The following is an 11,965-nucleotide window of genomic DNA, read 5'->3' on the forward strand; positions in this document are numbered from 1 at the left end:
CCGGGCCATGGCGGGCCGGGCGGCGACCGCGGCGCGCGGCCGCCTCAGGCGGCGGCGGCCAGGGTGGCCTGCTGCGCCAGCAGCGCGCGCGCCTGGTCGGGCGTCAGCGGCCGGCCCAGCAGATAGCCCTGGATCTGGTCGCATTGCAGCGCCTGCAGCTGCAGCGACGTCTCCACCCCTTCCGCCACCACCGTCATGCGCAGGCTGCGGCCGAGGCTGAGGACGGAGGAGACGATGGCGCGCGACCCGTCGTCGTCGCCCAGGTTCAGGACGAAGCTGCGGTCGATCTTCAGCTTGTCGAAGGGGAAGCGGCAGAGATAGCTGAGGCTGGAATTCCCGGTGCCGAAATCATCCAGCGAGATGCGCACGCCCATCTCGCGCAGGCCGCGCATGTTCTGCAGGACGATGTCGGCATCGGCCAGCGCCAGCCCCTCGGTCACCTCCACGTCGAGGCGGGAGGCGTCGAGCCCGGTGCGCCGCAGCACCGCGCGCACGCGGTCGCAGAGGTCGGGCAGCAGGAATTGCGGCGGGGAGAAATTCACCGCGACGCGGATCGGCGCCGGCCAGCCCGCCGCCTCCGCGCAGGCGGCCTCCAGCACCCAGTCGCCGATCGCCACGATCAGCCCGGCGCGTTCCGCCGCCGGGATGAAGACCGAAGGCGGCACCGCACCGCGGCGCGCATGCCGCCAGCGGATCAGCGCCTCGAACCCCAGGACGCGGGTGGAGGCGGCGTCGCAGACCGGCTGGTAGGCCAGGAAGAATTCGCGGTTCCGCAGCGCGTCCCGCACATCCTGCTCGAGCGTGAGCTGCTCCGCCGCAGCCTCACCCATGCTGTCCTCGTACACCACCCAGGTGCCCTTGCCCGCCCGCTTGGCGCGGTACATCGCGGCATCGGCGGCCCGCAGCAGCTGCGTGCCGGACAGGCCATGCCGCGGATGCAGCGCGATGCCGAGGCTGACGCCGATGCCGTGCACCAGGCCTTCGATCTCGAAGGGGGCGGACACCAGGGCGACGATGCGGTCGGCCAGCGCGGTCGCCGCCGCCTCCCCGGCCTCGGGCAGCATGACGGCGAACTCGTCGCCGCCCAGCCGCGCCAGCATGTCGCCCGGCCGCAGCTCCGGCCGCAGCCGCGAGGCGACGGCGCGCAGCAGCATGTCGCCGGTCTGGTGGCCGAACAGGTCGTTCACCGGCTTGAAGCGGTCGAGGTCGAGGAACAGGACGGCGCAGGGCTGGCCCTGCCGCGTCGCCGCGTCCAGCCGCTGCGCCAGCAGCAGGCGGTTCGGCAGGCCGGTCAGCGGGTCGTGCAGCGCGAAGTGCCGCGCCCGCTCCTCGGCGGCGCGGCGCTCGGTCACGTCGGTATAGGTGCGCACCGCGCCGCCATCGGGCAGCGGGTGGGTCCGCACCTCGATGACCGTGCCGTCGGCCCGCGTCCGCTCATAGACATGCAGCCGGGAGATGTCGGTCCATTCCTCGGGCGCGATGGTCAGCATCCGGTCGAAATCCGGATGTTCCTCGCCGAACTCGCCGCGGCGGTGCTGCGCCGCGATCAGGTCCACCAGGCGCGGCCGCGCCGCCAGCGCGGCGGGCGGCAGGCAGAGGATCTCGGCCGCCCGGCGGTTCGCCAGCACCACCCGCCCCGCCGGGTCGAATTTGACGATGCCCTGGCTGATGCCTTCGACCGCGGCCCGCAGCGCCTCCCGCGAGTTGGCGGCGTCGCGGTGCGAGCGCGCCAGGCGAAGCCGGCGGGCGCCGAGGGCGATGCCGCCCAGGATCACCAGCAGGCTGACGGCCAGCGCGCCGCCGGTCTCCAGCCGCCGCCGCGCGGCGGACCGGGCGATCGCATCCGCACGGTCGAAGGTGACCGCCACGCTCAGCGGCCGGCCGGGGACGCGGGCATAGGCGCCGATGGCCGGCGCCGTTTCCCCCGGCAGGGGCAGCAGGTCCCCGGCATCGCCGCGTCGCGCCGCCTCGGCCAGGCGCTGCTCCAGCGCCGGCGGCAGCCCCGCCTCCCCCGCCGGCGACCGCGCCCGGAGCCGGCCATCCGTGCCGTAGAGCGAGAGGGTGCCGCGGGTATCGCCCATGCCGGCATGGAGTTCGGTCAGCAGCCGGGGGTCGAGCGAGGCGACCATCACCCCGCCGAACCCGCCCTCCGCATCGCCGACCCGCCGGCTGAACTGGATGGACGGCTTGCCGGAGGCGCGGCCGATCAGCGGCAGGCTGACGAACAGCTCGTCGCGGCCGGGATTGTCGGCATGGATGCGGAAATGCTCGCGGTCCGAAAGGTCGAGCCGGGAGGTGACCGGTTCGAGGTTGCTGCTCAGCAGCCGGCCATCGGGGCCGATGAAGGCGATCTGGAACAACGGGCCGTCGGCCCCCGCCTGGGCCAGCGCCGTCACCACCGCTTCGGCATAGCCGCGTTCCCGCACGCTGCGCAGCAGCCGGAGCGTGCTGTCGATCACATCGGTGCGGCGGGCGATGCTTTCCTGCGAGGCGAGGGCCAGCCGGCGGGCCGCGACCAGGGTGTCGACCGCATCCTCGTGCCGCTGCCAGGCGATGAAGGCGGCCAGGCCGCCCCAGACCGCCGCCAGCAGGGCGGCGACGGTGCAAGCCTCCGGCGCCACGGCCCGCAGCCGGGCCCAGGAAAGCCAGCGCGGCGTCACGCGACGCGGGTGCCCCGCCGGCCGGCCGCAGGACGGCGGCACGGGGTCGCGGAGAAGGGCGGCAGGACCACGGCGGTGTCTCCCGGAAGGGAGTCCGGTTTAGGGTCCAGACCTTAAGTGACGCATAATGGTCCGCATCCCGCCGCACGAGACGGGTGGGGGGGGGGGGTTTGGGCCGGGTGCCATGGACGGGGCGCCGGGGCGAGACCCGCGGCCCGCCGCGCCCCGGCATCGGGCCGGCGCCGGCGCCGGCGCACGGCACCCTCGGGCAGACGGCATCGGGAGACATCCCCGGCAAGACATTCTCGGCAAGACAGGGCGCAACGGCCCGAGATGCGCCCTGGCCCGACGGCAGCGGCGCATGCGGGCCTCGCCGGCGGTCTCAGCTCGGCTCGAAGGCATGCGCCGCCAGGATCGCCTGGGCCAGGCGGGGATCGAAATCCGGCCGGCGGACGAACAGCGAGAGGGTCTGCACCGCAGCGACCTCCCGCGCCACCTCCCGCACCACGTGGTAGCGACGGCGCGGCGCGAAATCATGGATCGCGACCAGCGTGTCTGGGCGGCAGTGCAGCAGCGCCTGCATGCAGCAGGCGACCCGGAAGCGGCCATCCACCAGGCACAGATCCGCATCCGCCGCCCCGGGCAGCGCCCAGGGCGCGGCGTGGTAGCCCGGCCAGGCCTCCCGGCGGGAGGCATCGGCCGGGTAGCCCCAGGGGCCCGTCTCGCCGATATCGGCGTGCACCAGGACCGGCTGCACGGGCAGGGCGCGGGCCGCGCAGGCCTCCCGCACCTGGTCGAGCCAGGCCGGCGCGGAATCCACCGAGATGATGCCCTGCCGCACCAGCCCCGCGGCGAGGCAGGTGCTGCCGCCGGCGCCGAATTCCACGTAGCGCCCGGCGCATTGGAAGACGCCTTCCAGCAGCAGGCGCTCCGGCAGGGACATGGCGAGGTCCATCGGCCTCAGTCCCGCGGCGGGGCGGGGGCGGGCCGGGCGGCGTGGCCGGGCCGGCGGAAATCGGGTGGCGGCCGCCTGACGGCCGGGCTGCGTGCATCCTGCATGGCGCTGTCCCAGATCCTTCGGGGGTGCGCAGGCTGGGCCGCCGGCGGTGACTTTGCGGTTAAGGCCGGAACGGGCCCGGGCCGGCCGCCAAGTTGACAGTCGGGTGACCAAGCCTGTACCCCGCGCGCCCATCGCACGGCCCTGCCAACAAGGAAGAACCGCCATGGCCCTCGCCTTCGTCTTTCCTGGCCAGGGCAGCCAGGCCCCCGGCATGGGTCGGGACCTTGCCGCCGCCTTTCCCGCCGCCCGCGAGGTGTTCGGGGAGGTGGACGAGGCGCTGAAGCAGAAGCTCTCGAAGCTGATGTTCGAGGGGCCGGCGGAGGAGCTGACGCTGACCGCCAATGCCCAGCCGGCGCTGATGGCGCATTCCATCGCGGTGCTACGGGTGCTGGAGAAGGAAGGCGGCTTCGACCTGGCGGCGCGGGTGGCGCTGGTCGCCGGCCATTCGCTCGGCGAGTATTCGGCCCTGACCGCGGCGCGGGCCTTCGACCTGGCGACCGCGGCGCGGCTGCTGCGGCTGCGCGGGGACGCGATGCAGAAGGCGACGCCGCCGGGCACCGGCGCCATGGCCGCGCTGCTCGGCGCCGATCTCGACCAGGCGAAGGCCATCTGCGAGGTCGCGCGCACCGACCCGGAGACAGGGAAGGCCGAGGTGATCGGGATCGCCAACGACAACGGCGGCGGGCAGGTGGTGGTCTCGGGCCATGCCGCCGCGGTGGACCGCGCGGTGGCGGCGGCGCCCGGGCTGGGAGTGAAGCGGGCCATGCGGCTGCCGGTCTCCGCGCCCTTCCACTGCCCGCTGATGGCCCCGGCCGCGGAGGCGATGGGCGAGGCGCTGGAGGGGGCCGCGGTCGCCGCGCCGGTGGTGCCCGTCGTGGCCAATGTCACGGCGGCGAAGGCGACGGACCCGGCCGAGATCCGGGCGCTTCTGGTGCAGCAGGTGACCGGCACGGTGCGCTGGCGCGAATGCGTCGCCGCCATGGCGGCGATGGGCTGCGACCGCTTCGTCGAGATCGGCGCGGGCAAGGTGCTGACCGGCCTGACGAAGCGCAACGCGCCCGACGCGGCGGCCTCGGCGGTCGGCACGCCGGCCGAGGTCGAGGCGCTCCTGAAATCCCTTTGATGACGCGGGGCGGCGGGGTCGCGCCGCGCCTTCCGGCGGGAAGGAGCCAATCCCGGGGCACCTGCCCGGGGATCGTCCGACCGCGCTCGACGTGCCCCGCCCTGGCCCGCAGGGCGATCGCCCGCGGCGCGGGGTGCTCGCGCGCCCGGGCGGGATGGCAGTACGCGGCGGCAGGGCCGGCGCGTGCTTCGGCGGCTGGCGGTCGCTCCGCCATCCCTGCCCGCCCGGCGACCGGCGGCACGGCGGGGCCGGCGCCCGGACCGGCATGCCCGCGCCCCGGGCGCGGCCCGTCCACGAAACGCGGGGCGACGCCCTGCACGGCATGATCGGGGACCCGCCGCCGGGCCATGCGCGGCAGGTCCCGCAGCAGCGTTTGGCCTGAGGAGACACGGCATGTTCCGACTCGACGACAGGGTCGCGCTCGTCACCGGCGCCACCGGCGGCATCGGCGCGGCGATCGCGAAGGCCCTGCATGCGCAAGGGGCGCATGTGGCGATCACCGGCCGGCGCGCGGCGGAGCTGGACGCGCTGGCGGAGGAGTTGGGCGGGCAGCGCGTGCTGGTCGCGCCGGCCGACCTCGCCGACCCCGCCGCGGCGCCGAAGCTGGTGGAGCAGGTGGAGGCGGCGCTCGGCGCCTGCGACATCCTGGTGAACAATGCGGGCTTCACCCGCGACATGCTGGCGCTGCGCATGGGCGATGCCGACTGGGCGGCGGTGCTGGAGGTGGACCTGAACGCGCCCTTCCGGCTGGCGCGCGCGGCGCTGCGCGGGATGATGAAGAAGCGGCATGGCCGGATCGTCTCCATCGCCTCCATCGTCGGCGTCACCGGCAATGCCGGCCAGGCCAACTACGCCGCGGCGAAGGCGGGCCTGATCGGGATGAGCAAGTCGCTGGCGCAGGAAGTGGCGACGCGCGGCGTGACGGTGAACGTCGTCGCCCCGGGCTTCGTGAAGACGGCGATGACCGATGCCCTGCCGGAGGCGGCGCGCGGCAAGCTGCTGGAGCGGATCCCGAGCGCGCGGATGGGCACGCCGGAGGACATCGCCGGCGCCGTCGTCTACCTGGCCAGCGCCGAGGCCGGCTGGGTCACCGGCCAGACCATCCATGTGAATGGCGGCATGGCGATGATCTGAGGCAGGGCCGCCGGGCCCGCCTTTCCCGCGCGAATGTTCGGGCATCGTCAACGCAACCTCCGCTAGGCTGGGCCGCTGAGTCCCTCCAGGCAGGCGAGGCGGCGGATGGCGCGCGTGGACAATGCCCGGTTTCCCAAGCCTTCGGCGGCGCTGATGGGGCCCTGGCCGGATGGGCCCTGGTGGCTGCTCGGCGGCGCCTCGCTGGCCGCGCCCTGTGCCGTGTTGCTGCAGGGCGGCAGCCCGCATCTCGCCGCCGTGGCGGCGCTGGCCTGCCTGGCGACGCCGGGCGCGGCGATCGAGGCGATGAGCGGCCTCGCCCGGCTCGCCCTGTCGGTCATCCCGCCGCAGCGCTGACCCGGCCCACGGCCGCGCACATCCGCGGGACCGCGTCCGGGTCACGGCGGCGGTGCGCGGGTGTCCGGCACCGGGCGTCCGACGGGCGCGCGCCCCGGTCACGGCGCGTCGCGTGCCGCATGCAGGCCCCCCGGGCCGCCCGCACAGGCGGCGGAGGGGGGGTTGCCAGGTCAGCAAACACCGCCTAGGCGCGCTCCGGGTTCCGTGTTACCCCCCCGGGCTCTTTGGGACGCCCGGGCATGGTCCGTGCCGGTGGGCACGGCCCGCGCCAGATCCAGCCACGCGCCAACACACGCGCCGCAATCAGGAGAATACCAGGCGATGAGCGAGACCGCCGAGAAGGTAAAGAAGATCGTGGTCGAGCACCTCGGCGTGGAAGAGGCCAAGGTGACCGAGGATGCGTCCTTCATCGACGACCTGGGCGCCGACAGCCTCGACACCGTCGAGCTGGTGATGGCCTTCGAGGAGGCCTTCGGCGTGGAGATCCCGGACGACGCGGCCGAGAAGATCACGACCGTGAAGGACGCGATCGCCTATATCGAGAGCCAGAAGGCGGCCTGACGGCCACGCGGCGCACCGAGACCAGACGAAGAGGCTGAGCGTGTTCGCGAAAGGGATCGCCCCGCGGCGGGTTGTCGTCACCGGCATGGGCATCGCGTGCCCGCTCGGCCTCGGCGTCGAGAACGTGTGGAAGCGCCTGGTCGCGGGCGAGAGCGGCATCGCCGCCATCCAGTCCTTCGACACCAAGGACCTGCCGGCGAAGATCGCCGGCCAGGTGCCGGCCGGCACGCGGGAGACGGGCGGGCTCGACCTGTCCGAATGGATCCCGGTGAAGGACCAGAAGAAGATGGACCGCTTCATCCAGCTCGCCATCGTGGCGGCGACGGAAGCGGTCGAGGACAGCGGCTGGAAGCCCGGCGAGGACGACGAGGAGGGCCGCTGCGCCACCGGCGTCATGATCGGGTCCGGCATCGGCGGCCTGCCGACGATCTACGAAGCCTCGGTGCAGGTCTTCCAGGGGAAGGCCAAGCGGCTCTCGCCCTTCTTCATCCCCTCGGCGCTGATCAACCTCGCCTCGGGGCATGTCTCGATCAAGTTCGGCTTCAAGGGCCCGAACCATTCGGCGGTGACGGCCTGCGCCACCGGCGTGCATGCGCTGGGCGATGCGGCGCGGCTGATCGCCCTCGGCGATGCCGACGTGATGGTGGCCGGCGGGGCCGAGGCGGCGGTGAGCGAGATCGGCATGGCCGGTTTCTGCGCCTCCCGCGCGCTCTCCACCGGCTACAACGGCACGCCGCAGCAGGCCTCCCGCCCCTGGGATGAGGGGCGCGACGGCTTCGTGATGGGCGAGGGCGCCGGCGTCCTCGTGCTCGAGGAGCTGGAGCACGCGAAGAAGCGCGGCGCCAAGATCTATGCCGAGGTGATCGGCTACGGCATGTCCGGCGACGCCTACCACATCACCGCCCCGTCCGAGACGGGCGACGGCGCCTACCGGTCCATGAAGGCGGCGCTGCGCAGCGCCAACCTGACGCCCGGCGATGTGCAGTACGTGAACGCGCACGGCACCTCGACGCCGCTCGGCGACGACCTCGAGCTCGGCGCGGTGGAACGGCTCTGGGGCGGCGACGCGCGCGGCCTCGCCATGTCCTCGACCAAGTCGGCGATCGGCCATCTGCTCGGCGCCGCCGGCGCGGTGGAAGGCATCTTCTCGGTGCTGGCGATCCGCGACGGGGTGGCGCCGCCGACCCTGAACCTCGAGACGGCGTCGAAGGACAGCCCGATCGACCGCGTCGCCAAGGTGGCGCAGGAACGCCCGATCCGCGTGGCGCTGTCGAACAGCTTCGGCTTCGGCGGCACCAACGCCAGCATCGTCTTCGGCGCGGCCCCCTGACCCCGGGCGAGGGGCGGCGCCGGCTGCCATGCGCCGCCGGTCGCCGGCTTGTGTCGTGACCGGGACGGGTCGCCCGGCCCGCCCGCCCGTTCTGCCGCGATGACATCGCCGCTTCCGCCAGCCGCGCCGCATGCTTAGGGCCATCCGCCGCCTCCTGCTCGTCCTGCTGGTGCTGGGCGCCCTGGCCGGGGTCGGCGCCTGGCAGGCGCAGCGCGTCTATCGCGCCCCGGGCCCGCTCGCCGTGCCTGCCCAGGTGCTTGTGCCGCGCGGCGGGACGGAGGCGATCGCCGCCGCCCTGCTGAAGGCCGGCGTCATCGAGGATGGCCGCGCCTTCGCCGCCGCCGCCCTGGCCACGCGCGGCCAGGGAGCGCTGCGCGCGGCCGAATTCGCCTTCCCCGCCGGCGCATCCCTGGAACAGGTGCTGGCGATCCTGCGGGAGGGGCGGCCGGTGCAGCGCCGCCTGACCATCCCGGAAGGCCTAACCGCCAGGCAGGTCGCCTCCCTGCTGCGCGGGACGGAGGGGCTGACCGGCGAGGTGCCGGTGCCGGAGGAAGGCAGCATCCTGCCGGAAACATATGCCTGGGAATGGGGATTCGACCGTGCCGCCTTGCTCCGGCGGGCCCAGGCCGCCATGGCCAGGACGTTGGCGGAGATCTGGGCCGAGCGGGCCGAGGGCCTGCCGCTGGCGACCCCGCGCGAGGCGCTCGTGCTGGCCAGCATCGTCGAGCGCGAGACGGCGCTGCCGGAGGAGCGGCCACGCATCGCCGCGGTCTTCCTGAACCGCCTGCGGCGCGGCATGCCGCTGCAGTCCGACCCCACGGTCGCCTATGCAGCGGCCGAGGGCGGCGCGCTGGAGCGGCCGCTGACCCGCGCCGATCTCGACCGCGACCATCCCTTCAACACCTACCGCATCCGCGGCCTGCCGCCGGCCCCCATCGCCGCGCCGGGCGTGGCGGCGCTGCGGGCGGTGACCCGGCCGGCGCAGACGGACGACCTCTATTTCGTGGCGAATGGGGAAGGCGGCCACGCCTTCGCCCGCACGCTGGAGGAGCACAACCGCAACGTCGCCCGGTGGCGGGAGATCGAGCGGCGAAGGGCCGACAGCGCGCAGCGCTGAGGCGGCAAGGCGACGCGCTCGAGGCGGCCGGCCGGACCGGCCCCTTGGCAAGCCGGCCGGCACGCCGCATCGCAGCGCCGCGCCGCCGGCCGATGCGGCGCGTGGCGCACGCCATCGCGCGGCACCGCCGGCATCGCCGCGCGCCATCCATGGGCAGCGCGGCGCCAGGGGCCGGGCGGACGGCCCCGGCGCCGGAGCGTCAGTCGATCACGTCGCCCACCGCATGGATCGGCGCGCCGATCGGCTTGCCGATCACGGGCACCGCCTGGATGACGTCGCCGGTCACCCGGAAGGGCAGGGCGACCAGCCCGCAGCCCGCCAGGGCGAGGCAGGCCAGGAGGAGAATACCAAGGCGCATCGGCGGAATCCCTTGCCGTTTCATGGGAAACGCCGCCGGGTGCCCGGCCGTTCAGCCCTCCACTACCCTGCCATCCTCCATCCGCACCACCCGGCCGCAGCGCGCCGCCAGATGCTCGTCATGGGTGATCAGCAGCAGGGTGGTGCCCAGCCGCGCCTGCAGGCCGAAGAGCAGGTCCATCACCGCCTGGCCGGTGGCGCGGTCGAGGTTGCCGGTGGGTTCATCCGCCAGCAGCAGCGGCGGCTCCGCCACCGTCGCGCGCGCCAGCGCCACCCGCTGCTGCTCCCCCCCCGACAACTGGCCGGGATAATGGCCGAGCCGGTGGCCCAGCCCCACCGCCTCCAGCGCCGCCGCGGCCCGGTCGAAGGCATCGCGCCGGCCGGCGAATTCCAGCGGCACGGCGACATTCTCCAGCGCGGTCATGGTCGGCACCAGGTGGAAGGCCTGGAAGACGATCCCCACTGTCTCCCGCCGGAACCGCGCCAGCGCGTCCTCGTCCATGCGGGAGAGGTCGTGGCCGGCGACCCGCAGCGTGCCGCCCGTCGGCCGTTCCAGCCCCGCCAGCAGCATGAGGAGCGAGGTCTTGCCCGACCCGGATGGCCCCACCAGCCCGACCGCCTGCCCTTTGCGGATCGCCAGATCGACGCCGCGGAGGATGTTGACCTCCCCCGCCGCCCCCGCCACCCTGAACCGGAGGTCCCTGGCCGCGATGAGCGCTTCGGCGGAATCGGCATCGGCCAGGGATCGGGAGTGGCTGTCTATGGCGTCCATGGGGCCCGGTATTGTCCGTGGGAACGCCGGATATGGCCGCCGCGTGGCGCTCGGGCCAGCCTTGGCCCTGCCGCTTTTCGGTTTCGGCGTGTTTCGGCCGGCCCGCGCCCAGGCGCCGGTCCGGCTGCTCGCCCTCGGCGACAGCCTCACCGCCGGCTATGGCCTGCCACAGGACCAGGGCTTCGTGCCGCGGCTGCAGGCGGCGCTGGGCGCCCGCGGCCGCCAGGTCCGCGTGATCAATGCCGGCGTTTCGGGCGACACCATCGCCGGCGGCCTCGCCCGGCTGGACTGGGCGCTGGCGGAGAATCCGCAGGCGGCGCTCGTCGCGCTGGGCGGCAATGACGGGCTGCGCGCCCTGCCGCCGGCGCAGAGCCGGGCGGCCCTGACCGGCATCCTGGACAGGCTCGCGGCGCGGCGGATCCCGACGCTGCTCGCCGGCATGCTGGCCCCGCCGAATTTCGGCGCCGCCTATGGCCAGGAATTCGCCGCCATGTTCCAGGACCTCGCCCGGGCGCGGCCCGACCTGGTCTTCTACCCCTTCTTTCTCGAAGGCGTGGCGGCCGACCCGGCGCTGAACCAGCCGGACGGCATCCACCCCAATGCGAAGGGGGTGGAGGAGGTGGTGCGGCGCATCCTGCCCTCGGTCGAGGCCCTGCTCGAACGGGTGCCGCGGGCGCCCGCCGGGTAGCGCCATCACGTGACGACTGACAGGAGACATGGGCCCATGATCCGACTCTTCGTCGCCCTCGCCCTGCCGGCCGCCATCAAGGCCCAGCTCGCCCTGCTCGCCGGCGGCATTCCCGGCGCCCGGTGGGTCCCGCCGGAGAACTACCACCTGACGCTCCGCTTCATCGGGGAGGTGGAGAGCTGGCGGGCCGAGGAGGTGGACGAGGCGCTGGCGGCCATCCGGGCGCCGGGCTTCGGGCTCTGCCTGCGCGGGGTCGGCACCTTCGAGAAGGGCGGGCGGATCAACGCGCTCTGGGTCGGTGTCGAGAAGACCGACGGCCTGTCCTTCCTGCAGGCCAAGGTGGAGACGGCGCTGCAGCGGATCGGGCTGGAGCCGGAGCGGCGGCGCTTCGCCCCGCATGTGACGCTCGCCCGCACGGACAAGGCGGCCCCGGAGAAGCTCGTCGGCTTCGTGCAGGCGCATAACCTGTTCCGCCTGCCACCGGTGGCGGTGGAGCATTTCACCCTCTATTCCTCGCGCCTCGGCAAGGATGCGGCGGTCTATGTGCCGGAAGTGGAGTACGAGCTGGCCTGAGGCCGGCGCCGTGCGGGCGTTCGCGCGGGGCCTGCTGGCGCTCGCCCTGCTGCTGGCGCCGCTCGCGGCGCTGCGGCCGGCGCCGGCCGCGACCATGCCCATCTGCACGGCGGATGGCGGGGTGCGGCATGTGCCCGACCCCCTGGCGCCCGCCTCCGCCGGCCATGCGCATTGCGACCCCTGCCTGGTCGCGCCGCCGGCCCTGCCGGCGCCGGCCCAGGCGCCGCACCGGCCCC

The 11,965-nt window shown here is 74.3% G+C and carries 13 protein-coding genes; 9 read left to right on the forward strand and 4 right to left on the reverse strand.

The window, feature by feature from the left end; genetic code table 11:
- Positions 1-44: 44 nt before the first annotated feature.
- Positions 45-2,660 carry a bifunctional diguanylate cyclase/phosphodiesterase gene (locus E2C05_RS22640; protein ID WP_133221917.1) on the reverse strand — a complete coding sequence of 872 codons (2,616 nt, stop codon included), beginning with the start codon at positions 2,658-2,660 and terminating at the stop codon, positions 45-47.
- Between the two features lie 382 nt (positions 2,661-3,042).
- The gene (locus E2C05_RS22645; RefSeq protein ID WP_133221918.1) at positions 3,043-3,615 is read right to left on the reverse strand and encodes a hypothetical protein; all 573 of its coding nucleotides are present in this window, start codon (positions 3,613-3,615) and stop codon (positions 3,043-3,045) included.
- 268 nt (positions 3,616-3,883) lie between these two features.
- On the opposite strand from E2C05_RS22645, the gene fabD reads away from it, so the two are divergent.
- The 6 genes from fabD (at position 3,884) to mltG (ending at position 9,339) form a co-directional block, all read left to right on the forward strand.
- Positions 3,884-4,843, forward strand: a complete 960-nt coding sequence (gene fabD, locus E2C05_RS22650) for an ACP S-malonyltransferase (RefSeq protein WP_133221919.1) — start codon at positions 3,884-3,886, stop codon at positions 4,841-4,843.
- A 393-nt stretch (positions 4,844-5,236) separates the two neighbouring features.
- Positions 5,237-5,977, forward strand: a complete 741-nt coding sequence (fabG, locus tag E2C05_RS22655) for a 3-oxoacyl-[acyl-carrier-protein] reductase (protein WP_133221920.1) — start codon at positions 5,237-5,239, stop codon at positions 5,975-5,977.
- A 114-nt stretch (positions 5,978-6,091) separates the two neighbouring features.
- Complete coding sequence (locus E2C05_RS22660; RefSeq protein ID WP_133221921.1) at positions 6,092-6,331, forward strand: hypothetical protein; 240 nt, start codon at positions 6,092-6,094, stop codon at positions 6,329-6,331.
- Between the two features lie 321 nt (positions 6,332-6,652).
- Positions 6,653-6,892 (forward strand): acyl carrier protein, encoded by a 240-nt coding sequence (locus E2C05_RS22665; protein ID WP_133221922.1) that lies wholly within the window; start codon positions 6,653-6,655, stop codon positions 6,890-6,892.
- Between the two features lie 55 nt (positions 6,893-6,947).
- Positions 6,948-8,222: a beta-ketoacyl-ACP synthase II gene (fabF, locus tag E2C05_RS22670; RefSeq protein WP_133221926.1), complete on the forward strand. Its 1,275-nt coding sequence runs from the start codon at positions 6,948-6,950 to the stop codon at positions 8,220-8,222.
- Positions 8,223-8,352: 130 nt separating this feature from the next.
- On the forward strand, positions 8,353-9,339 hold the full coding sequence (gene mltG / locus E2C05_RS22675; protein WP_133221923.1) for an endolytic transglycosylase MltG: 987 nt from the start codon (positions 8,353-8,355) through the stop codon (positions 9,337-9,339).
- 199 nt (positions 9,340-9,538) lie between these two features.
- Here mltG and E2C05_RS22680 read toward each other — a convergent pair whose 3' ends face one another.
- Positions 9,539-9,697: a DUF6726 family protein gene (locus tag E2C05_RS22680; protein ID WP_133221924.1), complete on the reverse strand. Its 159-nt coding sequence runs from the start codon at positions 9,695-9,697 to the stop codon at positions 9,539-9,541.
- A gap of 51 nt (positions 9,698-9,748) precedes the next feature.
- Entirely contained in the window at positions 9,749-10,468 is a 720-nt protein-coding gene (locus E2C05_RS22685) for an ABC transporter ATP-binding protein (RefSeq protein WP_133221925.1), read from the reverse strand.
- An 88-nt stretch (positions 10,469-10,556) separates the two neighbouring features.
- Between E2C05_RS22685 and E2C05_RS22690 the strand changes: the two genes are divergently transcribed.
- The 3 genes from E2C05_RS22690 to E2C05_RS22700 all read left to right on the forward strand — a co-directional run.
- Positions 10,557-11,156 carry an arylesterase gene (locus tag E2C05_RS22690; protein WP_240046834.1) on the forward strand — a complete coding sequence of 200 codons (600 nt, stop codon included), beginning with the start codon at positions 10,557-10,559 and terminating at the stop codon, positions 11,154-11,156.
- A gap of 36 nt (positions 11,157-11,192) precedes the next feature.
- Complete coding sequence (gene thpR, locus E2C05_RS22695) at positions 11,193-11,729, forward strand: RNA 2',3'-cyclic phosphodiesterase (RefSeq protein WP_192912507.1); 537 nt, start codon at positions 11,193-11,195, stop codon at positions 11,727-11,729.
- A 10-nt stretch (positions 11,730-11,739) separates the two neighbouring features.
- A partial coding sequence (locus tag E2C05_RS22700; protein WP_205082976.1) for a hypothetical protein occupies positions 11,740-11,965 on the forward strand: 226 nt, incomplete at its 3' end.

Origin of the sequence: Paracraurococcus ruber (assembly GCF_004353985.1) — a bacterium.
In the GTDB taxonomy this organism is placed as follows: Bacteria; Pseudomonadota; Alphaproteobacteria; order Acetobacterales; family Acetobacteraceae; genus Paracraurococcus; species Paracraurococcus ruber.

Excerpts from the sequence above, each read along its gene's own strand:
- E2C05_RS22685 (WP_133221925.1), bottom strand. The coding sequence starts at position 10,468 with ATGGACGCCATAGACAGCCACTCCCGATCCCTGGCCGATGCCGATTCC.
- fabD (WP_133221919.1), top strand. The coding sequence starts at position 3,884 with ATGGCCCTCGCCTTCGTCTTTCCTGGCCAGGGCAGCCAGGCCCCCGGC.
- E2C05_RS22680 (WP_133221924.1), bottom strand. The coding sequence starts at position 9,697 with ATGCGCCTTGGTATTCTCCTCCTGGCCTGCCTCGCCCTGGCGGGCTGC.
- fabG (WP_133221920.1), top strand. The coding sequence starts at position 5,237 with ATGTTCCGACTCGACGACAGGGTCGCGCTCGTCACCGGCGCCACCGGC.
- E2C05_RS22645 (WP_133221918.1), bottom strand. The coding sequence starts at position 3,615 with ATGGACCTCGCCATGTCCCTGCCGGAGCGCCTGCTGCTGGAAGGCGTC.
- thpR (WP_192912507.1), top strand. The coding sequence starts at position 11,193 with ATGATCCGACTCTTCGTCGCCCTCGCCCTGCCGGCCGCCATCAAGGCC.
- mltG (WP_133221923.1), top strand. The coding sequence starts at position 8,353 with ATGCTTAGGGCCATCCGCCGCCTCCTGCTCGTCCTGCTGGTGCTGGGC.
- E2C05_RS22665 (WP_133221922.1), top strand. The coding sequence starts at position 6,653 with ATGAGCGAGACCGCCGAGAAGGTAAAGAAGATCGTGGTCGAGCACCTC.